This window comes from Gardnerella sp. CCPDSM, from assembly GCF_056754715.1.
Genome location: NZ_JBQEQO010000003.1, coordinates 211,991 through 234,371 on the forward strand (window position 1 = coordinate 211,991; position 22,381 = coordinate 234,371).

The window sequence follows — 22,381 nt, forward strand, 5'->3', positions numbered from 1 at the left end:
AAATATTATGCTTTTATTACGCTTTCTACTTCACCGTCACGTTACGCAATGGAAGCAGCTGATCCGTCATATTCTTTGTATATCCGCTGATATTAGATTTCACAGCCATAATGCTTTTGCGCGCATATAACCAGTGAGCTGCAGCATTCCTACTAACTTCATGCGCATACGCGCGAACGTTCGCTTCATATTCTGCAGGACTCTTAGAATGAACAGCATTAGCCCAAGCTTGCTGCGATTTAACATCTTGCAAAACAAATGGGGATCCAGCTTCTGCAAATGTTCCTTCATCTAATGTGTGATTTAGCGAAACAATAGCCATATCATATTTTGCGTCTTTTATACGCTGTCGTAACGTTGCGCTGTCAACTTCTTGAACATCAACTTTTGCTCCGCTAGCGGCGATAATTTTACTAGCTAATTCGCGCCCAACATCGCCTTCGCCTTGTGGCACAAGGAAAGTCATGGTACCTAAATATCTTGACATGAAGTAATGGAATAATGATGCAGATTTTTGCTGATTATAAGGATACATTCCATTTAAATCCTCATATCCAGGAGACAGCGGATCAATTGGACCGCCGACTGGCACACCTCCGTTACCGTCAGCATCCAATACTGTTTTTGCGTTCATAGCATAACGAGCTGCTTTACGAGCCTGTTCGTCACTGAAAATTGATGAAATTGTGGTATTAAATGCCACAAATCGTACGCGCGTGCTCTGTCCTTCTACCATTTGAGTATCAGCTACAGCTGCAAGACGCTTATTCTCACTACCTTCAAGAGGAACAGCCATTTGCACATTATTTTGCTCCATAGCTTGCGCCAAATCTGCATCACTTGCGTAATATTGCAAAGTAATACTTGCGCATTCTGCAGGAGTTCCCCAGTATCGATTGTTACGCACAAGAACTAAAGAATTACCTTTGTTATAGCTACTTACTGTGAAAGGACCGGTACCTAATGCTCCGTTAGAGTAATCAACTATAGCATTTGTGTCGTATACAATACCGAGCCTGCCTGCAAGACGACGCAAAAGCAAAGCATCAGGAGCTTTTAATTTAATAACCAAAGTGTAATCACTTGGATTGCTTACGCTTTCAATATTCGTTAACGTACTATATCCAGGATAATTCTTCGTAATACCCTGCTGTAACGATTTAAGCGCAGCTTGAGAATTCATTACGTCGCCGTTAGAAAAACGTACGCCGCGGCGTAAATTAAAAGTGTATGTCAAAGCATCTTCTGAAATATTCCAAGATTGAGCTAAGCCTGGTTGCAAACTATTGTCGTCACCGCGCTTAACTAATGTTTCGTAAACATTATCTAATAAAGCTTGCTGAACGGCATCGCTATCATCATTGCGAATATCAAGAGATTCAGGAGCTGTTCGTAACCCAACTTTTAATATGGAATTACCTGCAGGATTAGAAATTGCTTCAATAGGAGAACGCCCTTGATATATTTGCCATCCGCACCATAAAACAACAACCATCACTGCTGATACAACCATGAAAACAACCCATGGAATCCAGCCTACGCTAGATTTACGATGATATGTTCTGGAAGCATGTGATGCATATCTGCCTGTTCTTGACATAAGTTACAGTTTATAACAACAACCGAAAAAGCAACACAATATAGAGCAATATGACTCTTCTCACAGCAACGCAGATGGGCATGTTGAGCGAAGTGGACACGATGCGCATTTAGGATTTCTTGCAGTGCATATTGTTCTTCCGTGCAAAATAAGACGATGCGAAAGATTAGTCCATTCACTTGGCTCAAAATACGAAGTTATTTCATTCTCAATAGCAACTGGATCCGGACGCACATTAGGCTTATTCCAATCTTTTCTCCAACCAAGCCTTCCAGTAACGCGCATTACGTGCGTATCAACAGGAAATCCGGGCAAACCAAAAGCATTGCCGCGCACAACATTCGCAGTTTTACGACCAACACCTGGCAGCGATGTTAAATCTTCGATATTTTGCGGAACTACGCCGTTAAAATCGCTTTCTAACTTTGCTGATAAAGCAATAATATTGCGCGCTTTTACACGATAAAATCCAAGTGATTTAATAATAGATTCGACTTGTACAGCTGAAGCTTTTGAAAGCGATTTAGGGTTAGGAAACGTACTAAAAAGTTCCGGAGTTACCATATTCACACGCTTGTCTGTTGTTTGCGCGCTGAGAACAGTTGCAATAAGCAGCTCAAAAGGATTAGAAAAATTAAGAGCGCATTTTGGCTTAGGTATTTCTTTACAAAGTAGTGAATATTCTGAGTGCATGCGCGCTATTTTTGCTTGTTTTGATTCGCGCATATTAACGCTTCACTGTTGCGTAGTTTTCGTAAAATTGATTTGAATAAGCGCTATCTACAGAAGATTCCTCTAAAGAAGATCCATTTTCTTCTGTTTCTTCTGTACTTTCTATATCATCTCGCAACTTTTCCGAAAAATTATCAGAAGAATTGTCAACATCGCTTATACCAGATTCAGTATCATCGGTTTGATCTTCAGAAATCTCATCATTTTCGCCAGCCTCTGAAGGATCAAAACGATACCCAACATTACGCACAGTACCAATCAAGTGCTCATACTCAACACCTAGCTTTGCGCGCAAACGACGAATATGCACATCAACTGTACGCGTGCCACCGTAGTAGTCGTATCCCCAAACTTCTTGCAACAAATGCGCGCGCGTAAACACTCTTCTAGGATGTTGCACAAAATATTTCAATAATTCAAATTCTTTATAAGCTAAATCAACAGGATGCCCGTGCAAACTAACCGTATAACTGCGCATATCAACAACAAGATCACCAGAACGCATAATTCCGTCATCCGAAATTGTATCGTCGCTAATTTCAACGCCCTGCGATTGAGCAAAAGTTCCTGCAGGAATATTTTGTTGAGCCGCAAGACGCAAACGTCCCTCAACTTCTGCTGGAGAAGCGCTAGTAAGCACAACATCCGTAATATTCCAAGATGAATTTACTACTGTGAATCCGCCTTCAGTAAGAATTAGGATTACTGGAACTGAAATGTCAGTTGCGCGCAAAGCTGCACAAATAGACTTCGCTAAAGCTAAATCTTCACGAGCATCAAGCAAAAGAACGGTTTGTGCAGGCAATTTTGTTAAACTTGCGGTATTCAAAGCAAGCACGCGCACACGGTGAGAAAGTAACGTAAGAGAAGGCAAAACTGAAGCCGGGGAGGCAGACGAAGTCATCAATGTAATATCAGTCATGTGATGCCTCCAACCAACAGGTGATGTAGTACCAATTCAAGCCTTTACAGGCATTGTAAACCATGCCACGAAGAATATTAAAATAATCAACACAATTTCGTAAATAAATATTGCAAAAAGCTAACTAATTGCTAAATAAATAGTTAGCAAATAATTAGTAAATAGTTGGCAAATAGTTATCAGATTATTTAGCAAATGCTTGATAAATATCTCTAAAAAACGTTGTATCAACATAAAATAATTCGAAATACATGCGCAGGTTGTAGAATACGATATTAGTAAGGAATTAACAAAAGCCGAAATATTACGAAGTTGGCTTATTTTACTTGGCATTTACAGTAGCTGGGAGCGCGTATGAGAGATGAAACATGCACTTGCAACGATAAGACGCAAAAAGATGCTACTTCTTGCACAAATCTTGATAAGAAGAATAAATCTCGTCGCGCAAGCACAATTTCAATGATTGCAAGCCAAATTGTTGTAGTATTACTTCTTGCAATTGCTGCTGCTCTACCAGTTGCAACAGCAAAAATAACACTTGCTTTGTGCATGATAATACTTTTGGCATTCCTAGCATTATGGCCGCTACACGGCAATATAGTTGACCGCATTATTGCTTTATGCTCAGGAATTGCTTCTACGTGGTGCGCAACTTTTGCTTTGAAAGGCTGGCTTCCTCAAAGCGTTATTATTGATAACGAAACTGTATCAATGAGCAAATTCATTGCAGCTATTCGCCCATACGAAAGATGGGCTGTGTCGTTTGCGCTTATTCTTGTTGCGGCCACTTTTGTAACTTTCTTAAGACAAATGATGCGCGAAAATCGCACGAATTTAGTCAGGAATCTTGCTCACACTTTAACTGCAAGTATTGCTTGTGCAGCTTTACCTGGCTGGCTGTTCCTGCCGTCTATTGTTCGTTTTATGCCATCTTTGCGCAGCACAGATGGCGGAATCCTCGTAATGCTGCTGTGCATTTTAATGGTGATTTTATTATCGGGACTTTCGCATTTGTGGGTTCGAGATAATTGCAACGAATACTACGAAAATAAAACCACTAACGATATTGCATTTGCGATTATGCCAATCATGTTTTCTGGAATGCTTGTATACATTGCAGGTCTTGGAATGCTAATAGCAGCATGAAATAAAATAAAACGCCGAAAACAAAAGTAGCTTTCGACGTTTTATTTTAGATTTATTTTATTTTTTACTTAGCTTTATTTAGCCTTATTCAGCTTTATTCAGCTTAATTTAGCTTAATTAGCTTGCTTTACGCAAAAACGAAACTTACTTTTCGCTTTCTTCCAAACGCTTGCGTGCAGCAACAATTTCCTTCTCAGCCTGCTCTACGCCAGCCCAGAAGTCACCAGGAAGAACTTCCTTGCCTGGCTCCAAAGCCTTGTACTGCTCGAAGAAGTGCTTGATTTCAGCCTTGTGATACTCGTTAACGTCATCAATATCCTTGATGTCATCAAAACGAACATCTGCAGGCACGCACAAAACCTTATCGTCTCCACCCGCTTCATCAACCATGTGGTACAAGCCAACAGCGCGGCACTCAACAACGCAACCTGGGAACACAGAATTTGGAATCATCACGAGAGCGTCAAGTGGATCGCCATCTTCGCCCAAAGTGCCATCAATGTAGCCGTAATCATCTGGGTAACCCATTGCGGTAAAGAGGGTACGATCCAAGAACACGCGACCAGTTTCGTGGTCTACTTCATACTTGTTTTTAGAACCGCGTGGGATTTCAACCACAACATTAAAAGTTTCTGCCATTTTGGCTCCTTTTATAGAGTTGATAACAATTCATATAACTGTTCCCTCTCACTTTAGCGCGCACCAAAGAACGTTATGCTGTAACAATTTTTTCAACTGCATAATCAAGTGCAATAAAAAATCAAAAATCCATCGAAAAATTGCATGGAAAAATCTGTATTTTCGTTGATATATCAAGCATTTTAGCAAGACACGCTTTATCAATCGAAGTGTCTCAATACGCAGTTATTATGGCTCTGTTTTACACACAATATGTTGCAAAAACATACCAGCATGTTTTACAAAGTGCAGGCAAAATGACCAAAAAGAAACGCGTGAATGCCAACACTGTTTCACCGCTTAATTCGACACCTAATCAAGGGAAAGCTAAAGCAAAAAATATTGCTACTAAACCAAGCACAAGTAAAAAAGCCGTAGCAGAAAATACATATTCTAAAAAAGAATCCGTAGCGAATACTTTTGACGTTAAGAAAGATTCGACTAACAAAATTGATTCGTCTGCAAATAAAGAAAATAACATCACCAAAAAGCCACAAGAGTCTGCTCCTAAAAGAAATCTAGCAATCGACGGATTACGCGCGCTCGCAATTATTGGAATTGTGTGCTTTCACATGCGCCCTAGCATGCTTACAGGCGGATTTTTAGGCGTAACACTTTTCTTAGTTCTTTCTGGATATTTTTGCACGCGCACAGTTTTGCGTTACATAAGCGTGCGCGAGAAGGAAAATAGCACTGATTCAAATCGCGGAGTGCATAACTATTGGCAGTATGTTTGGCACCGAATTAAAAGAATTTGGCCGCCAACACTTGGAATTATTGGCGTTACAGCACCAATAATGTGGCTTTTCTCGCCAAGTTTACTTCCAAAATTACAAGCAGACGCTTTTTCGGGAGCAGGCTTCTTTAGCAACATAATGTATGTAGCTAGAAAGCTATCTTATTTTGAACAGAGCGGATTGCCTTCCCCTATTAAGCATCTTTGGTATTTGGGCCTTGTTATGCAAGCATTCATAATTTGGCCGCTTATTCTTACAGCGTTAATAAAGTTCGTAAGAAAAGCAATGGTAAGAATGTACATAACTGCTGGTTTAGCAATACTTTCTTCTGCTCTTACTTTTACTTTTGCGTATTTGTTTGGCAATTACACAACTCCAGCTCGCGTGTACTATTCGCTTGATACTCGCGCTTCGGAATTTTTGCTAGGCGCAATGCTTGCAATGTACTGCGCATGGTTTAGTAAGCATTCTTTACACGCATGGCTTATTCACGTGTGGTATTTTGTGCGCGGTAAGAAGAATATTATTGTTGAGCTTTCGAAGAATAAAGCAGACAATTACGAAAATGCTTCGAATAATTCAGAATCGCAATCAAGCGCATCCTCAGAAATAAGCGCCGAAAAAAATGCTTACGACGATGGTATTCCTGAAGATTTACGCGCAGGATTGCAAATTGATTTAACAGAAGATGCGCAAGATTCTTCTGAAACTTCCGGAAAGAAGCCGGACGCATCCGACATACGCGAGCTTCCAGAAGATGCTTTTAACACTCCAAAAACAGTGTTTTACTCTCCTTTGAAGTCTTGGCAGCGTTCTGCTATAGGAATTGCAGCAACAATAATTCTGTGCCTTTGCTTTGTATACGCAGATGGTACTTCTTCTGTATTTACTTTTGGCGGATACACTATAACCGCTGCAGCTTGCACGATTATAGTTTGGTCTTGCACTCAATCCGACAATATTTGCTCCAGAATATTTGCTTTAAAACCATTAGCTTACTTAGGCAAGCGATCTTTTGCGATTTATTTAGTACATTTCCCATTACTTGAATTATGCAATCCTGCAACTAGAACAACCGCAGTTTCTTGGTGGGAACAGTTACTTCAATTAGCTGCCACAGTTGTAATAGCGGAATGCTTCTACCAGCTGTTTGAAAATAAAGCAAAAAATCATTTGCATAAGCTAATACATTGCGTAGCATTAACAATCTGCTGCGTAATAACAGTTGCGTTAATTGCGTTGCCTTTAAACTGGCGCAGCATTGCAGAACAGCGTTCTATACAGCTCCGTCCAGAATTATCAGCAGCTACAGCGCAACAAAATACGCAAAAGAAGAACTCTTCTTCAAATAAAGCAGGATCTTCTTCAACGCGTAAGAAGATAAAAGGATTGCGTAAAAACGTAACAAAGCAGACGCTTCCTCCAACCCCATCGAAGCATCGCATACTATTCCCTATTGCAGAAAAAGTTCCAAGAAATCTTATTGCTTCACATACTAGAATCGACAAGAACACGGGAACTTGTTCTGTAAACTTCACAATGGTTGGAGATTCCATTACGGAAGGCGCTAAGCCGTACTTGTTAAAAGTTATGCCGAACGCTTATATTGACGGAAAAGTAAGTCGGCAAATCTTCCACGGTGCTGATGAATACGAGCAGGATATTTCGGGCAAGCATGCTGGAGATATAGTTATCTACGCTCTAGGCACGAATGGTCCTCCACACGATGACAGCGTGCTCCAACATATGGTTGACGTAGTTCATGGCAAACCTGTTTATTTCGTCACAACTCGCGTTCCGCAGCCTTGGCAGGATGTAACTAACGATCGCTTGCGCAAGTTTGCGGCAACGCATCCTAACGTTGGCATTATTGATTGGCACGGTTTTAGTGAAGGCCATTCTGAATACTTAACAGATGATGGCGTTCATTTAACTCCAGTCGGCGGCCCGCAATACTCGAAGATGATTCGACTTGCGTTGTGCGGAGCGTAATTTAATAAAGGATTAACGCATTTTAAAAACTCAGATTTTAACAAGCGTAACGATTTTGCGTTAGCTACAAGAAAATCCTATATCGAAAATGTAACTAAAATAGCAACTCGAGTAGGAAAAATAGCGTCAAAATATTACGATGGTATATATGACTGAGTTGAGGATTCCTTTTAACACGCAACACGCTACTGATGACGAGTCTGCGTGGACGAACCCATTGCGAGATCCGCGCGACTTGCGTTTAGCTCGCATCGCTGGCCCGTGCAGTTTGGTAATTTTTGGAATTACAGGCGATTTAGCACGCAAAAAGCTTATGCCAGCAGTGTACGATTTAGCGAACCGTGGACTTCTTCCTCCAGGATTTGGTTTAACTGGTTTTGCAAGACGAGACTGGACGGATGAGCATTTCGTAAACTTTGTGCGCGAAAATATTGAGCAGCATTGCCGTACTCCATTTCGCGAGTCAACTTGGATTAATCTTGCAAAAGGCATACGTTTCGTGCGCGGCACTTTTGACGATGCTTCTGCGTTTGAGCGTTTAAGCAAAACGGTAAACGAGTTAGATAGGGATCGCGGTACGCGCGGAAACCACGCATTTTACATGTCTATTCCGCCTTCAAGCTTCCCTATTGTTGCGCAACAGTTAGCAGCATCCGGACTTTCTCACTCTTCCGAACACGCGTGGCGCCGCGTAATTATTGAAAAGCCTTTCGGCCATGATTTAGCGAGCGCTCGCGAATTAGACCGCGTTGTTTCAGAAGTTTTTGATCCTAATTCAGTATTCCGCATTGACCATTATTTGGGTAAGGAAACGGTGCAAAATTTGCTTGCTTTCCGTTTTGCTAACGCAATGTACGAGCCGATTTGGAACGCGAATTATGTTGATCACGTGCAAATTACGATGGCTGAAGATATTGGTATTGGCGGACGTGCCGGTTATTACGACGGCATTGGTGCTGCACGAGATGTGATTCAGAACCACTTGCTTCAGCTTATGGCACTTACCGCTATGGAAGAGCCTGTAAGTTTCCGCGCCAGCGATTTGACTGCAGAAAAAACGAAAGTTTTATCTGCTATTCGTTTGCCTCACGATTTGGCAGCAAATACTGCTCGCGGACAGTATGCAGCAGGATGGCAAGGCTCTTATAAAGCAGTTGGCTATTTGGAAGAGCAAGGAATCGACCCTAAAAGCACTACTGAAACGTATGCTGCCGTGCGACTAGACGTTGATACTCGCCGCTGGGCTGGAGTGCCATTCTATTTGCGAACCGGCAAACGTTTAGGAAAGCGCGTTACGGAAATTGCTGTGATTTTTAAACGCGCTCCGCACTTGCCGTTTGAATCAACTGCTGTTCGAGAGCTTGGTAGTAATGCTATTGTGATTCGCGTTCAGCCAGACGAGGGCGTTACTATGCGTTTCGGCGCAAAAGTTCCTGGAGGAACTGCTATGGAAGTTCGCGACGTTTCTATGGACTTTAGTTACGGACGTTCTTTTACAGAAAGCTCACCTGAAGCTTACGAGCGCTTAATTCTTGACGTTCTTCTTGGAGAACCTCCACTGTTCCCAACTACTGAAGAAGTAGATTTGAGCTGGAAGATTTTGGATCCTATTGAGGAATTCTGGAGTTCTCTTGGCACACAACCACAGCCGTATCGCGCTGGAACTTGGGGTCCTAAGGAAGCTGACGATATGCTTGCTCGTAATAATCGCCATTGGAGGCTGCCATGATTATCAACCTTCCTGATACTAATACCAGTAAAATTTCGCAAAAAATCGACGAATTGCACGAAGAGCGCGGAGAATCTGCAACCGGACGCGTTCTTACTCTTTTAATCGACACGGATCTTAAGGAATTGGAGCATGCTCTCGAAGCTGCTAATGCTGCAAGTCGCGAGCATCCTTGCCGAGTTATTGCTATGGTTCGAGACTGGTCTAGCGAGGATGCTGCTGAACGCGGAGAAGTTGTGCCAAATCTTGACGCTCAAGTGCGTTTTGGTGCTGATGCTGGAGCTGGCGAAATTATTATTTTGTATCCGCATAACGGCCTGGTTCGTCACCCGGATACGCTTGTTATTCCGCTGCTTGTGCCGGATGCGCCGATTGTAGCTTGGTGGCCAACGAATGCTCCTGAAGATCCTGCTCACGATTTGCTTGGAGCTATGGCTAGTAGCAGAATTACTGACGCTCAGCGCGCAGATGACACTCTTAAAACTGTTCAAAACTTGCGCAAAAACTGGTCTCCGCAAGATGCAGATTTGTCTTGGACGCGTCTTACTCCATGGCGTGCTTTACTTGCTTCTATGCTTGATCAGCCTCCGCATTTGCCAATTACTAGCGCAAAAGTTACCGGCCCTACGCACTATGTTTCTTTGCATTTGCTTGCGGCTTGGCTTAAGAGCAGTCTGCGTGTGCCTGTAGAAATAGTCGAAAATCCTGATGCTAAAGCTATTACTTCCGTAACTTTAGAGCGCGAGGATGGCACTTTGTCTCTTACTCGCCCTGCTGGAGGAGATCAAGCTTTAATTAGTCTTCCCTATCAGACTGCTCAGCCTATTGCTCTTCCTATTCGCACTTTGGATGATTGCTTAAGCGAGGAATTGCGACGCATTGATCCGGACGAAATTTACGCGCAGCTGGTTCGAGATAATCCTGCAGAAAATAATTAAGTCTATAAAAAATACAAAACGTGAAACAACGCGTGAAACATTTTTAACGGCATAAAAGGAATAACTATGACAGATAGCGAAGTTACTTTTGCGCACAACGCAAGCGTTTACGGCTACAATAACCCTGACGTACTTTCAGCCATTGCAGCTCAACGCTTGGCAATTATTATTATGGAATCACAAGCTAATGTGCAAAATCTCGACAAGCCATTCCATTTACTTATTACTGGCGGTACGGATTCAATTCGCATGTTCCAAATGCTTGCCAGCAACCCACTTTTGACTGTGATTGATTGGGATTTAGTGCATATTTGGTGGGCAGATGAGCGTTTCGTAGCTTACGATAGCGAGGATCGTAACGCACGCAAAACTCGCGAAGCGCTTCTCGACTTACTTACTTCTCACAAAGCTTTGGCAGAATCTCATATTCACGAGATGCCGGCAGATGAACGTAGTGCGAAAGAAATTGCAGCAGCCAGCGACGCTGAAAATGACGCTATTTTAGATGCTGCAGCGCGCGACTATGAGGAAGAAATTATAGGATTACTTGGGCCAGAGCCAGTATTTGATTTAGCAATTCTTGGCATGGGCCCGGACGCGCATATGGCTTCTCTTTTCCCGGGATTGCCGCAAGTTAATAATCGCGAGCGCATTGTTGTTGGCGTAAACCACTCCCCTAAGCTTCCGCCAATGCGATTGTCTCTTACAGTTCCTGTGCTGGCTCACAGTCGCTGCACTTGGTTTTTGACTGCTGGAGCAGAAAAGGGCGCTGCTTTAATGAATTCACTTTCGGGAGCTAATAATCCTGAATATCCTGCGTCTTTTGCAAACGGAACTGACGAAATCTCTTGGCTAACCACCGCAGGCACACTGCAAGCTGCTATTGAGTGTATTGACTAGATTTCGCGAAATGCGCATAATAATTCATCACAATAAAATACAGGCTTCTGCATAACAAATACAGAAGCCTGTTATTTATAAATATTATTTGTTTTAATCTTGCTTTACTTCTGGGCGATTAGGCTCTGCCCACAAAGTGTGGAATACGCCTGGCTCGTCAATGCGTCCGTAAGTGTGAGCGCCGAAGAAGTCGCGCTGAGCTTGAATCAACGAAGCTGGCAAACGCTTGGAACGCAAACCATCATAGTATGCAAGCAAGCTGGAGAATGCTGGAACAGGCACGCCATGCTCAACTGCACGCGCAATAACACGACGCCAAGCAGCCTGCGACTTTTCAATAGCATCCTTAAAGTAAGGAGCGAAAAGCAAAGAAACGCTTGCTTCACCGGACTCAAAAGCCTCAGAAACACGGTTCAAGAACTGAGCACGAATAATGCATCCACCTCGCCAAATGCGAGCAACAGCAGCTTGGTCAATCTTCCAATCATGCTCAATTGCAGCAGCCGCAATCTCGTCGAAGCCCTGTGCGTAAGAGACAATCTTAGAAGCGTACAAAGCTTGACGAATATCATCAATAAACGCCTTACGCTCATCATCGTTCAAATCAAAATGCGCGTCCGGGCCAGTTAAACCTTGGCTTTCAGCAGCTTCACGCAAGTGAACCTGGCTGGAAAGTCCACGAGCAAACACAGCTTCAGCAATACCAGTAACTGGAATTCCAAGCGAAAGCGCAGACTGCACAGTCCAAGTACCAGTGCCCTTCATGCCAGCATGATCAACCATCATCTCAACTAAAGGCTTACCGGTCTTAGCATCCTTTTGGCGAAGCACATCCGCAGTAATCTCAATCAAATAAGAATCAAGCTCGCCCTTATTCCACTCACTAAACACATCCGCAATTTCGTCGGACTTCATCCCCAAGCCGCGAAGCATTAAATCGTAGCTTTCAGCAATAAGCTGCATATCCGAGTACTCAATGCCATTGTGAACCATCTTCACAAAATGACCAGCGCCGTCAGTACCAATATGCGTTACGCAAGGCTCGCCTTCTGCAACAGCCGCAATCGACTTCAAAATAGGGCCAAGAGTTTTCCAAGATTCCTCAGTGCCACCCGGCATCATAGAAGGACCGCGCAAAGCGCCTTCTTCGCCGCCAGAAACACCGCAACCAACGTAATGAAGACCACGCGCGCGGATATCACGCTCTCTGCGAATCGTATCTTCAAAGTAGGAGTTTCCGCCGTCAACGATAATATCTCCCGGCTCCATAGCATTCGCAAGTTCTTCAATAACAGCATCCGTAGGAGCACCAGCTTTTACCATGATTATTGCAGTGCGCGGACGCTTTAGAGATGCCACAAATTCCTCAACAGTTTTTGCAGGAACGAAAGCACCTTCGCTACCGTGCTCGTTCATCAAAGTTTCGGTGCGAGAATAATGACGATTGTAAACAGCAACAGTATTGCCATGATGCGCGAGATTACGCGCTAAATTAGAACCCATGGCCGCCAAGCCAACAACGCCAATATTTGCCTGAGCTTGAGTCATTATGACACCTCTTATCTTGTATTTTGTTTTGTTTGCACGCACGCTTTGCGCACTAAAGCAATCTGCATTAACTATAAAATGCACAATCTTTACTTTGCGTTACGCCCCTTCAAGAAACGCAACTTTAATTTTATCGACGGATATGCACAAGGCTTCACAATATACAAATTTAGTAGTTGCAAATATAAATTTTGTGATAAAAATTACATTTTTAATAGCTAAAACTAAGCGCACATTCCACTTACAAAACACGACACGCTTACAAACACGCTATTTTTAGCTATTTTAAGCAATAACTATATGTAGTGTTTATGCAATCGACACACCACTATAAATAGTGCTTATTTGGAGTAAGCTAGCTTCTTGGCTTTTGTCGATACAACCAGGAATTACGAAATTCCCCATCACCAGAGGAGATTGAAATGACAATTACAGTGTTTACCAAACCTCATTGCCCACAGTGTGATGCAACTAAGCGACAGTTCACAAAACTCGGAGTGAATTTTGAAACTGTTGATTTATCCAAAAGTCCTGAAGCATTAGATCAGCTACGCAATGCAGGCTACCGTCAAGCGCCTGTAGTAATTGCGCCAGATGCATCCTGGAGCGGATACCGCCCAGATTTAATCGCACAAATTGCAGATAGACTCGGAACTTCCACGGAGTCATCAAAAGAAGCTGAAAACAATGAGTGAACAAGAAAACATCACAAAACCAAGCGAACCAGAATCTCGTGCACAAGGCGAATCAATCGGAGCTGTAGTATATTTTTCATCAGTTTCCGAAAACACGTTACGATTCGTGCAAAATTGCGATTTTCCAAGCAATAACGTAAACGTGTACCGAATACCGCTTCGTCCGAAAGATCCGGAATTAAACGTGCGCGAACCGTACGTGCTAATCGTGCCAACTTACGGCGGCGGAAATATTTCAAAAGCAATACCAATGCAAGTTCGCAAATTCCTAAATAATCGCGAAAATCGTTCGTTTATTCGCGGCGTAATTTCTTCCGGAAACACGAATTTTGGAGACGCTTATTGCGCTGCAGGCGGTCAGATTGCAGGAAAGTGCGCTATTCCAAATATGTATTCGTTTGAGCTTACAGGAACTCAAGAAGATATTGAAAAAGTGGCGCAGGGAATACCTAGATTTTTAAGGCAATTAAAAGAAACGAAATAAACAAAATAAACAAAATCAACAAAAAACAGCGTTTGAAAAGCAAAACTAACGCACGAGGAAAGGAATAATCAAATGAATAGCACGGATCCGATGAGCGAATCTACTTCGCTTAATCTTGATCACACTGACTCCAGCGAAACTGCAAACGCAGCTGCCAGCAGCACAGCAGAGCGCATTCGCAACAGCCGCGACTACCACGTTCTTAACGCTATGCTCGGTCTTTTTGACCCAGAAAAAGGCATTCAGTTTGACAAAGATCAGGAAGCAGAAAAGCTTTACGTTTCGGGTTACGTGCAAGAACACAGCATGAAGTTTGCTTCCACTCGCGAACGCTTGAATTATTTAATTGACAACTACTATTACAACGGCAATGTGTTCGGAAAGTACAGCGACGAGTTTCTAGATAAATTCTACGAGCACGCAGAATCCGCTCACCACACTTTCGGCACTTTCTTGGGCGCTTTTAAGTTCTACACTTCTTACGCTTTAAAGACTTTTGACGGAAAGCAGTATTTGGAAAACTTCGCTCAGCGTGCAGCTGCAGTCGCTTTGGAACTTGCAGACGGTGACGAAAAAGCAGCTCTCAACTATTTGGACGAAATGCTCGCAGGACGCTTCCAGCAAGCTACCCCAACGTTCTTGAATCTTGGTAAAGCTCAGCGCGGAGAGGCTGTGAGCTGTTTCCTCGTGCGTTTGGAAGATAATATGGAGTCTATTGCGCGCGGAATTAATTCTGCTTTGCAACTTTCTAAGCGCGGCGGCGGCGTGGCGCTTTTGCTTACGAATTTGCGCGAGCTTGGCGCTCCTATTAAGCGAATCGAGAATCAGTCTAGCGGCGTTGTGCCTGTTATGAAGCTTTTGGAAGATTCATTCTCTTACGCTAATCAGCTTGGCGCTCGCCAGGGTGCAGGTGCCGTTTATATTAATGCTCACCATCCAGATATTATGCGTTTCCTTGATACTAAGCGTGAGAACGCGGATGAGAAGATTCGTATTAAGTCGCTTTCTTTGGGTGTTGTGATTCCAGATATTACTTTTGAGCTTGCTAAGCGTAAGGAAAAAATGGCTTTGTTTAGCCCTTACGATGTTGAGCGCGAGTATGGTAAGCCTTTCGCAGACATTTCTGTTACCGAGCATTACGATGAGATGGTTGCAAATCCGCGCATTCATAAGAAGTACATTGACGCTCGCGAATTCTTTATGACTCTTGCAGAGATTCAGTTTGAGTCTGGTTACCCTTACATTTTGTTTGAGGATACTGTGAATCGCACGAATCCTATTGAAGGTCGCATTACTATGAGCAACTTGTGCTCCGAGATTTTGCAAACTCAAGAAGCAAGCACTTATAATGCAGACTTGTCTTATAGCCACGTTGGTCGCGATATTTCTTGCAATCTTGGCTCTCTTAATATCGCTAAGGCAATGGATGGTAACTTAGGCGAAAGCGTTGATTTGGCTGTGCGCGCTCTCACTTCTGTCTCCGAACACACTTCGATTGATTCCGTGCCTTCAATTCGTCGCGGCAACGAGGAAGGCCACGCTATTGGCTTGGGTCAAATGAATTTGCACGGTTTCCTTGCTCGCGAGCACATGCAGTACGGAAGCGAGGAAGCTCTTGACTTTACAGACATGTACTTTATGACGGTTGCTTACCACGCTTATAAGGCTTCTCACGCTTTGGCTGTGGAGCGCGGCCGCGCTTTTGCAAGCTTTAAGACTAGCGCCTACGCTAAGCCTGCAGGCAAAGGCAACTATTTCGATAAGTACACAGATGGCAGCCGCTCTCTTGAGCCTAAAACTCAAAAGGTTCGCGATTTGTTTGCTCGTTTTAACGTTGCAATTCCAACCGTCAGCGATTGGGAGCAGTTGCGCGACGAGATTTTGCGCGATGGCATTTACAACGAGTATTTGCAAGCTGTTCCTCCAACTGGTTCAATTTCGTACATCAATCATTCCACGAGTTCAATTCACCCTATTGCTTCGCGTATTGAGATTCGTAAAGAGGGCAAAGTTGGTCGCGTCTACTACCCTGCCGCTTACATGACGAATGACAATATGCAGTACTTTAAGGACGCTTACGAGATTGGTTGGAAGGCGATTATTGACACTTACGCTGAAGCAACTCAGCATGTGGATCAGGGATTGTCTCTTACTTTGTTCTTCCCAGACACTACTACTACTCGCGATTTGAACAAGGCTCAGATTTACGCGTGGCGTAAGGGAATTAAGACTCTTTACTACATTCGTATTCGCCAGAAAGCTTTGGAAGGTACGGAAATCGAGGGTTGCGTAAGCTGCACGCTGTAAGTCGTAGCGCTAAAAATCTTAGCGCTGTAAATCTTACAAAAATTAAATCAAAACTTAAAAATTTTATAAAAACGTAAACACAGAATCAGGAGTAATTATGACAGAACTCAGCCCAACCGAGCTTAGAAGTAGCCTCGATAAGCCTTTCGGCACGAATCGCGTAATAGCAGATGACGCTATGATGGCAGCTTCCATCACTCCAGCTCAGTACCGCTATCATCACGGTTCGCGCGTGCGCCCAGTTAATTGGAATAATATTGTTGACGACAAGGATTTGGACGTTTGGAATCGTCTTATTGCTAACTTCTGGCTTCCAGAAAAAGTGCCGCTGAGCAACGATATTCCTTCTTGGCGAACACTGACCGACCTTGAACGCAAGACCACTACTCGCGTTTTTACTGGCTTGACTTTGCTTGACACAAGCCAGGCAACTATTGGTGAGCTTTGCCAGATTGAGCACGCTCGCACTGAGCACGAGCAGGCTATTTACACGAATATTGCTTTTATGCAATCGATTCACGCTCGCTCCTACTCCTCTATTTTCTCCACTCTTTGCTCTAGCGAAGAGATTGACGAAGCTTACCGTTGGGCTGTTGGAAACGACGTTTTGCAGCAGCGCGTTACCACCGTGCTTTGCGAGTATGAGAGCGAAGATCCGCTTAAGCGCAAGATTGCAGCAACTATGCTTTCTTCGCTTCTTCTTTACGCGGGCTTCTACCTTCCACTTTATTTTGCTTCTCGCGGCAAGATGATGAACACTGCAGATATGATTCGTTTGATTTTGCGAGATAAAGCTATTCACGGCTATTACTCCGGCTACAAGTTCCAGCGCGGATTGGAGCTTAGAAGCGAGAACGATAAGAAGAATCTTGAAAAGTTTACTATGAACTTGCTTGATACTTTGTACGATTTGGAAGTTGAGTATTCTGGTCAGATTTATGAAGGATTTGACTTCCACGATGACGTTTTTGACTTCGTTCGTTACAACGCTAACAAGGCTTTGATGAACCTTGGTTACCCTGCTAAGTACAGCGAAGAAGAAACTCATGTAAGTCCGGAAATTCTTGCGGCTCTTTCTCCTGCTGCCGACGAAAATCACGACTTCTTCTCCGGCTCTGGTTCCAGCTACATTATGGGCAAGTCTGTTGAAACCGACGACGACGATTGGGACTTCTAATCGCACAGTTGATTGATTAACTTACTGTTTAATTTACTGACTAACTGATTGGTTAACTAATTAATTTAATTAGTTAACCAATTTTAATTTAGGTAGATTAATTATTACAGCAAAATAGAGCCTACGTAAAAACTAAAAATTAGAAAGTAGCACAGACTGCTCAGCTTTATGATAAAACTATGGAAAAAAGGATATGTTTTTGTTAATATCTTTATGCGCAAATCAGAAGTGACTATCGCTTCCTACTCACGTTCAAACCAAGATTTTTGGGCTGAACCGAGCAAGTACTAAAATTGGAGTCCGGTTAATAAGGATGCCTAACAAACGCTAGCCGCATCTATAAGAAGAAAGAAGTCCATTTATGGGGAAAATGACTTATAAAAAATTGCTCGGCGTTGTAATGATATCTAGTTTGTTAGTAGGAATATCGGCATGCAATAGTCCAAAATTAATAAATAATCCAGTACCGAAGAAAATAATACGTACGGCGCCGAAGAAAATAATACGCGACATAATAAAGCCCCAAAAACCTCCAAGACCGAAACTTATTGAAGCTTTCGTAATAGGCCAAGAAGGAACTTTCGAAGCCTTAGGCGAAACTAAACGCGTTATTTGGGATGCTTACCCTGATCAGTTGGCATATGTAAAAGATGCTTTTTATCACTGGACAATTCAAGACGACTGGTTCCAAGTTAATACTGGTCACTACATGCTCGTCGACCGTTTAAATAGTTCAGGAGCTTTATTAAGGAAGCTCGAAAAGGGCACACCAGTTAAACTAGACGGCAATGATTATAAAGTTATAGATTATAAAGATTTTGAAGGAAACGGCAGCGCAGATAAATTATTAGTCGATTTCAAGGAGTATATCAAAGCATTCCCTAAATCTGCTTACTTTATTCAAACTTGCCTTGATGCCAGAACTTACGGCGGACAACGTTTAGTAGTTCTTGACGCAGCAGAAGAATAAATGCTTCAGTCGCAAAATTTAGGCTATTTGCCAAATTTTGTTGTTTTGAAAATATTGCCTGTGTATCGACGAGGTTGATGAACAGGCAATATTTTTTAACTGATTACGCGACTATATTGCGCGACTTTAATTGCACAGTCGCTATGTTATACGAGTTATTTATTCTAGTTTTCTAAAAAATCTGCTTATTTTTAATAAAATCTGCAATGTTTACGTGCTTAATGCCGTTACGTTTTTGTATAAGCGAATCCATGGTCATAACATACTTTTCATAATTATCATGGATAGCTTCTAAAGCCCTATACTCGCGGTCTTCTGTTTCCTGACTCAGTAAAATCGTATAAGCTACTTGTGTGTAAGCGTAATCCATATCTGCATTGCGCAGAATAAAATCACACTCCAACTTTCCAATACGTCCAACGCTTACAGAGTACCCAAAGCTTTTAGCATATAAGTACACAATATTTTCCAAAGTAGGACCATAGTTTACGCGATTATCTGTATTGAGAGCGTAATAAAAACTTAAATCTGCTAAGTAATACTTCTTTTCTCCAGAAAGAGCACGTTTTGATTTCATATCGAAACGTGGGCATTCATAAATGATTTTCGCATCCGAAAGAACGCGAATATACCTTGCTAAGGTAGTACGACTTATAGCTAATCCGCTCTTTTTTAAAGCTTCGCACAAGCTATTGATACTAGTCGTAGCGCCAAAATTGTTAATAATATAATTACGTACCGCTTCAAACGCTTGCGTATCTTTAATTTTTACTCGAGTTTTAATATCTTTATCAAAAATTTCTCTAATAACATTACTTACATACGTTCGCTTGTCACTCATATTATCTATGGCAATAGTACGAGGGAAACCACCTTCGAGAATATAATTATTAAGCTCTTTACTAATGTCGGAATCTACTGGTTTATCATAGAATTTTTTGAAATCTTCATACTCGTCAAAAGTTAGCGGAAACATCTCAAATTCAAGATATCTTCCAGTTAATTTTGTTGCTAATTCGCCACTTAACAAATAGGAGTTGGATCCCGTTATAAAAATAGAATATTCGCCTTCTTCTCTAAAGCCATTTACTACTTCTTCGAATCCTTTAACATTTTGTATTTCATCTAAAAACACGTATTTTAAGCCGCTAGTATTAGTAAGTTTTTCTATAAGAGCGTCAAGTTGATCTGCTGTTTTTACGTTTCTGTATTCGCGCTTATCAAGATTTATATAAATAATATTAGATTCTGGAACTGGATTACTTCGTTCTTTAAGCTCATCGATAATCGTTCGCATAAGACTTGATTTACCGCATCTGCGAATGCCAGTAATCACTTTGATTAGGTCGCTATCATCGTAGAACGCGCGAATTTTGCTAAGATACTTCTCGCGGCGATACAGTTTTTCTTGATTCACGGTCATAGCAAAATCCTTTTATGAGAGCCAAACTCCTTTTCACATTGGCACATGAGTTATATTATATCGCAAAAACCGAGTTATCGTGGCAGTTTTTGCTAGATTTGCAATTTCTGCCACGATAACGTGTGATTTAGTAATAATTGTGTACACAATGGTGCTACTTTGGTATTATGTTGGGTGCTGTAGGTCTGTTATAATAAAGCAAAGCATGAATAACAAATTCATGATTTTGAGTTTAAAGGAAACGATATGACTTCTACAAAAACAGCTAGAACAGGCAGATTAAGTGTAAGAGTTAATCCAGAAATACGAGATAGCGCATCGCAAGTTCTTGAACATTATGGTCTTGATATGAGTTCAGCAGTCAACTTATTTTTGTATCAGATTGTAAATACGCAACGTTTCCCATTTTCACTTGAAAGTTCTCCATACGAGCACGCTCTTGATGAAGCTATGAAAGAAAAACCAATAGCTGCAGGTACTGTAGACGATTTTGCTGAGCTGATGCGCAATGCCTAAACCGCCATTTTATAGCCCAATCTATCTGCGAGATGTTAAGAAATATAAGCAGAAGCATTACGATATTGAGCAAGTAATCAATATTGTAAGACTTATTTGCAATGGCGCAGATTCTCGCGAGCTTGCAACTTATAGAGATCATATTCTTAAAGGCTCATACAAAGGCGTGCATGAATTGCATGTGTTTGCAGACGTTCTACTGTTGTATCAAGTTAAAGAAGATTGCATTATATTCCTACGCTTAGGATCTCACGACGACTTATTCTAGCTAGAAAAAACTGCCACGATAACTTGCTTAAAAAATGTAGCGTTGCAATTCTTTGTTGCTTTTACACTACAAAAAATATAAAATATTAGTATGAAAGCAACAGAAGTGAGGCTATTGTGTCAAACAAAGAGATACTCCTTAACTATTTAGATAATAATCATGGAATAATTACATACAAGGCTTGTAAAACGTTAGATATTCCAACTATATATTTAACTCGTTTGAAAAACGAAGGTGTTATTAATCGAATTGAAAGGGGGATTTTCCTCTCTCCCAATGGTGATTATGATGAATATTACTTCTTTCAATATCGTTATCCGCAGGCCGTATTCTCTTATGTTTCAGCTCTTTATCTTCAAGGTTTTACAGATGAAATTCCACAACATTTTGAAGTAAGCGTTCCTAGAGGATATCGTTTTAATAATCCACCCTCAAATTTAGCTATTCATTGGGTTTCAAAATTGTATAGCAAGTTAGGCGTTACTACAACGGCTACCCCGATGGGTAATAAAGTACGTGTCTATGATTTTGAACGTATTATTTGTGATTTTATAATAAACAGAAACAGCATTGATTCTGAACTCTTTGTTAAAACTCTTCAAGCTTATAGTAAGTACAATGGGAAAGATCTTATAAAACTTCATGAGTATGCAACAAAAATGAATATATCCAATAAAATTAAGCAAACACTGGAAGTGCTACTGTGAATAAGGCAAAATTAACAGCATTGTGTCATAAAAAGTCTGCAAAGACTGGTTTAACATTTAATTCTATTATGACTTATTATTTTCTTGAAGTTATTTTGAAAAGATTAAGCCAAAGCCATTATTCAAATCACTATGTTTTCAAAGGTGGATTCCTTCTGTCAAACATAATAGGTATCGATTCCCGCAGTACGGTGGATATTGACTTTCAGTTTCATAAAATGGAACTTTCAGAAGAAAAAGTTCAAAAACAACTGACAGAAGTTTTTGCAAATTCAAAAGATAATATAAGTTTTTCTATTCAGTCTATTACGGCTATTAAAGAAAGCGATGATTATGGAGGATATCGCGCAACAATTTTGTGTGAGTTGGAAAATATTAAACAAATTGTTCATTTGGATATTGCTACTGGTGATGTTGTTACGCCACAGCCAATAAATTACTACTATAAAGCTATTTTTACTGATGAAACATTCCCAATTATTGCTTATAACGTTGAAAGTATATTAGCGGAAAAGCTTCAGACTATTTATTCACGCAATTTTTTAAATAGTCGCAGTAAAGATTTTTATGATATTTTTATTCTTTTAAAATTAAAAAAGAATGATATTGATTTTTCGCAATTAGTGATAGCTTGTCAAAGAACTTTCTTATATCGTGAAACAGAATTAGATTTTAATAAGATAATTAAGCTTCTAGAATCTTTTAAAACTGATGATGTGCAAAAGCAACAGTGGCAAAATTATTCGAAAAAATATAGTTATACAAAAGGAATAACATTTTCAAGCGTACTTGATGAAATTATAAACTTATTGAACGTTCTTAATGCTAAGCAAAATGATTAAATTTTGTATTCATTGGCGACAAGACGACAATTTTGGCGACATAAAAATGTCGCTTTGCGTCATATATCTT

The 22,381-nt window shown here is 41.3% G+C and carries 20 protein-coding genes; 14 read left to right on the top strand and 6 right to left on the bottom strand.

The genetic code is table 11. The annotated features are described in order from the left end of the window. Positions 1 to 25: 25 nt before the first annotated feature. From ACTJLE_RS03115 to ACTJLE_RS03125, 3 genes are all read right to left on the bottom strand, one after another. On the bottom strand, positions 26 to 1,513 hold the full coding sequence (locus ACTJLE_RS03115; protein ID WP_481267398.1) for an ABC transporter substrate-binding protein: 1,488 nt from the start codon (positions 1,511 to 1,513) through the stop codon (positions 26 to 28). 147 nt (positions 1,514 to 1,660) lie between these two features. Beyond that, the gene (gene nth, locus ACTJLE_RS03120) at positions 1,661 to 2,326 is read right to left on the bottom strand and encodes an endonuclease III (RefSeq protein ID WP_481267379.1); all 666 of its coding nucleotides are present in this window, start codon (positions 2,324 to 2,326) and stop codon (positions 1,661 to 1,663) included. 1 nt (position 2,327) lies between these two features. Beyond that, entirely contained in the window at positions 2,328 to 3,254 is a 927-nt protein-coding gene (locus ACTJLE_RS03125; RefSeq protein WP_481267380.1) for a winged helix-turn-helix domain-containing protein, read from the bottom strand. A 354-nt stretch (positions 3,255 to 3,608) separates the two neighbouring features. On the opposite strand from ACTJLE_RS03125, the gene ACTJLE_RS03130 reads away from it, so the two are divergent. Further along, the gene (locus tag ACTJLE_RS03130) at positions 3,609 to 4,400 is read left to right on the top strand and encodes a beta-carotene 15,15'-monooxygenase (protein WP_481267381.1); all 792 of its coding nucleotides are present in this window, start codon (positions 3,609 to 3,611) and stop codon (positions 4,398 to 4,400) included. A gap of 144 nt (positions 4,401 to 4,544) precedes the next feature. On the opposite strand, the gene ACTJLE_RS03135 is transcribed toward ACTJLE_RS03130, so the two are convergent. Further along, complete coding sequence (locus ACTJLE_RS03135; protein WP_004105658.1) at positions 4,545 to 5,039, bottom strand: inorganic diphosphatase; 495 nt, start codon at positions 5,037 to 5,039, stop codon at positions 4,545 to 4,547. 209 nt (positions 5,040 to 5,248) lie between these two features. Here ACTJLE_RS03135 and ACTJLE_RS03140 point away from each other — a divergent pair, with 209 nt between their 5' ends. The 4 genes from ACTJLE_RS03140 (at position 5,249) to pgl (ending at position 11,374) form a co-directional block, all read left to right on the top strand. Further along, positions 5,249 to 7,807 carry an acyltransferase family protein gene (locus tag ACTJLE_RS03140; protein ID WP_481267382.1) on the top strand — a complete coding sequence of 853 codons (2,559 nt, stop codon included), beginning with the start codon at positions 5,249 to 5,251 and terminating at the stop codon, positions 7,805 to 7,807. Positions 7,808 to 7,955: 148 nt separating this feature from the next. Then, complete coding sequence (zwf, locus tag ACTJLE_RS03145; protein ID WP_481267399.1) at positions 7,956 to 9,536, top strand: glucose-6-phosphate dehydrogenase; 1,581 nt, start codon at positions 7,956 to 7,958, stop codon at positions 9,534 to 9,536. Next, the gene (locus ACTJLE_RS03150; RefSeq protein ID WP_481267383.1) at positions 9,533 to 10,474 is read left to right on the top strand and encodes a glucose-6-phosphate dehydrogenase assembly protein OpcA; all 942 of its coding nucleotides are present in this window, start codon (positions 9,533 to 9,535) and stop codon (positions 10,472 to 10,474) included. The genes zwf and ACTJLE_RS03150 overlap by 4 nt, the downstream gene beginning before the upstream one ends. Before the next feature lie 66 nt (positions 10,475 to 10,540). Beyond that, the gene (pgl, locus tag ACTJLE_RS03155; RefSeq protein WP_481267384.1) at positions 10,541 to 11,374 is read left to right on the top strand and encodes a 6-phosphogluconolactonase; all 834 of its coding nucleotides are present in this window, start codon (positions 10,541 to 10,543) and stop codon (positions 11,372 to 11,374) included. A 93-nt stretch (positions 11,375 to 11,467) separates the two neighbouring features. On the opposite strand, the gene gndA is transcribed toward pgl, so the two are convergent. After that, a complete protein-coding gene (gndA, locus tag ACTJLE_RS03160; RefSeq protein WP_481267385.1) occupies positions 11,468 to 12,922 on the bottom strand; it encodes an NADP-dependent phosphogluconate dehydrogenase in 1,455 nt (484 codons plus the stop codon). Between the two features lie 422 nt (positions 12,923 to 13,344). On the opposite strand from gndA, the gene nrdH reads away from it, so the two are divergent. The 5 genes from nrdH (at position 13,345) to ACTJLE_RS03185 (ending at position 18,555) form a co-directional block, all read left to right on the top strand. Next, entirely contained in the window at positions 13,345 to 13,617 is a 273-nt protein-coding gene (gene nrdH, locus ACTJLE_RS03165; protein WP_119487099.1) for a glutaredoxin-like protein NrdH, read from the top strand. After that, positions 13,610 to 14,101 carry a class Ib ribonucleoside-diphosphate reductase assembly flavoprotein NrdI gene (gene nrdI / locus ACTJLE_RS03170; RefSeq protein ID WP_481267386.1) on the top strand — a complete coding sequence of 164 codons (492 nt, stop codon included), beginning with the start codon at positions 13,610 to 13,612 and terminating at the stop codon, positions 14,099 to 14,101. Before nrdH ends, nrdI begins: the two co-directional genes overlap by 8 nt. Positions 14,102 to 14,173: 72 nt before the next feature. Continuing rightward, the gene (gene nrdE, locus ACTJLE_RS03175) at positions 14,174 to 16,408 is read left to right on the top strand and encodes a class 1b ribonucleoside-diphosphate reductase subunit alpha (protein ID WP_481267387.1); all 2,235 of its coding nucleotides are present in this window, start codon (positions 14,174 to 14,176) and stop codon (positions 16,406 to 16,408) included. A 97-nt stretch (positions 16,409 to 16,505) separates the two neighbouring features. After that, complete coding sequence (gene nrdF, locus ACTJLE_RS03180; RefSeq protein ID WP_481267388.1) at positions 16,506 to 17,585, top strand: class 1b ribonucleoside-diphosphate reductase subunit beta; 1,080 nt, start codon at positions 16,506 to 16,508, stop codon at positions 17,583 to 17,585. A gap of 361 nt (positions 17,586 to 17,946) precedes the next feature. Beyond that, complete coding sequence (locus ACTJLE_RS03185) at positions 17,947 to 18,555, top strand: hypothetical protein (RefSeq protein WP_481267389.1); 609 nt, start codon at positions 17,947 to 17,949, stop codon at positions 18,553 to 18,555. 172 nt (positions 18,556 to 18,727) lie between these two features. On the opposite strand, the gene ACTJLE_RS03190 is transcribed toward ACTJLE_RS03185, so the two are convergent. After that, entirely contained in the window at positions 18,728 to 19,978 is a 1,251-nt protein-coding gene (locus tag ACTJLE_RS03190; RefSeq protein WP_481267390.1) for an ATP-binding protein, read from the bottom strand. A gap of 246 nt (positions 19,979 to 20,224) precedes the next feature. Between ACTJLE_RS03190 and ACTJLE_RS03195 the strand changes: the two genes are divergently transcribed. The 4 genes from ACTJLE_RS03195 to ACTJLE_RS03210 all read left to right on the top strand — a co-directional run bounded on the left by ACTJLE_RS03195 (position 20,225) and on the right by ACTJLE_RS03210 (position 22,311). Continuing rightward, complete coding sequence (locus ACTJLE_RS03195; protein ID WP_016796973.1) at positions 20,225 to 20,494, top strand: type II toxin-antitoxin system RelB/DinJ family antitoxin; 270 nt, start codon at positions 20,225 to 20,227, stop codon at positions 20,492 to 20,494. Next, positions 20,487 to 20,762: a type II toxin-antitoxin system RelE/ParE family toxin gene (locus tag ACTJLE_RS03200; RefSeq protein ID WP_481267391.1), complete on the top strand. Its 276-nt coding sequence runs from the start codon at positions 20,487 to 20,489 to the stop codon at positions 20,760 to 20,762. Before ACTJLE_RS03195 ends, ACTJLE_RS03200 begins: the two co-directional genes overlap by 8 nt. 116 nt (positions 20,763 to 20,878) lie before the next feature. Next, positions 20,879 to 21,469, top strand: a complete 591-nt coding sequence (locus tag ACTJLE_RS03205; protein WP_481267392.1) for a type IV toxin-antitoxin system AbiEi family antitoxin domain-containing protein — start codon at positions 20,879 to 20,881, stop codon at positions 21,467 to 21,469. Continuing rightward, on the top strand, positions 21,466 to 22,311 hold the full coding sequence (locus ACTJLE_RS03210; protein ID WP_481267393.1) for a nucleotidyl transferase AbiEii/AbiGii toxin family protein: 846 nt from the start codon (positions 21,466 to 21,468) through the stop codon (positions 22,309 to 22,311). Before ACTJLE_RS03205 ends, ACTJLE_RS03210 begins: the two co-directional genes overlap by 4 nt. Positions 22,312 to 22,381: the final 70 nt, after the last annotated feature.

Coding starts and splice junctions, on each gene's coding strand:
- ACTJLE_RS03115 (WP_481267398.1), bottom strand. CDS start 1,513: ATGGTTGTATCAGCAGTGATGGTTGTTGTTTTATGGTGCGGATGGCAA.
- nth (WP_481267379.1), bottom strand. CDS start 2,326: ATGCGCGAATCAAAACAAGCAAAAATAGCGCGCATGCACTCAGAATAT.
- ACTJLE_RS03125 (WP_481267380.1), bottom strand. CDS start 3,254: ATGACTGATATTACATTGATGACTTCGTCTGCCTCCCCGGCTTCAGTT.
- ACTJLE_RS03130 (WP_481267381.1), top strand. CDS start 3,609: ATGAGAGATGAAACATGCACTTGCAACGATAAGACGCAAAAAGATGCT.
- ACTJLE_RS03135 (WP_004105658.1), bottom strand. CDS start 5,039: ATGGCAGAAACTTTTAATGTTGTGGTTGAAATCCCACGCGGTTCTAAA.
- zwf (WP_481267399.1), top strand. CDS start 7,956: ATGACTGAGTTGAGGATTCCTTTTAACACGCAACACGCTACTGATGAC.
- ACTJLE_RS03150 (WP_481267383.1), top strand. CDS start 9,533: ATGATTATCAACCTTCCTGATACTAATACCAGTAAAATTTCGCAAAAA.
- pgl (WP_481267384.1), top strand. CDS start 10,541: ATGACAGATAGCGAAGTTACTTTTGCGCACAACGCAAGCGTTTACGGC.
- gndA (WP_481267385.1), bottom strand. CDS start 12,922: ATGACTCAAGCTCAGGCAAATATTGGCGTTGTTGGCTTGGCGGCCATG.
- nrdH (WP_119487099.1), top strand. CDS start 13,345: ATGACAATTACAGTGTTTACCAAACCTCATTGCCCACAGTGTGATGCA.
- nrdI (WP_481267386.1), top strand. CDS start 13,610: ATGAGTGAACAAGAAAACATCACAAAACCAAGCGAACCAGAATCTCGT.
- nrdE (WP_481267387.1), top strand. CDS start 14,174: ATGAATAGCACGGATCCGATGAGCGAATCTACTTCGCTTAATCTTGAT.
- nrdF (WP_481267388.1), top strand. CDS start 16,506: ATGACAGAACTCAGCCCAACCGAGCTTAGAAGTAGCCTCGATAAGCCT.
- ACTJLE_RS03185 (WP_481267389.1), top strand. CDS start 17,947: ATGGGGAAAATGACTTATAAAAAATTGCTCGGCGTTGTAATGATATCT.
- ACTJLE_RS03190 (WP_481267390.1), bottom strand. CDS start 19,978: ATGACCGTGAATCAAGAAAAACTGTATCGCCGCGAGAAGTATCTTAGC.
- ACTJLE_RS03195 (WP_016796973.1), top strand. CDS start 20,225: ATGACTTCTACAAAAACAGCTAGAACAGGCAGATTAAGTGTAAGAGTT.
- ACTJLE_RS03200 (WP_481267391.1), top strand. CDS start 20,487: ATGCCTAAACCGCCATTTTATAGCCCAATCTATCTGCGAGATGTTAAG.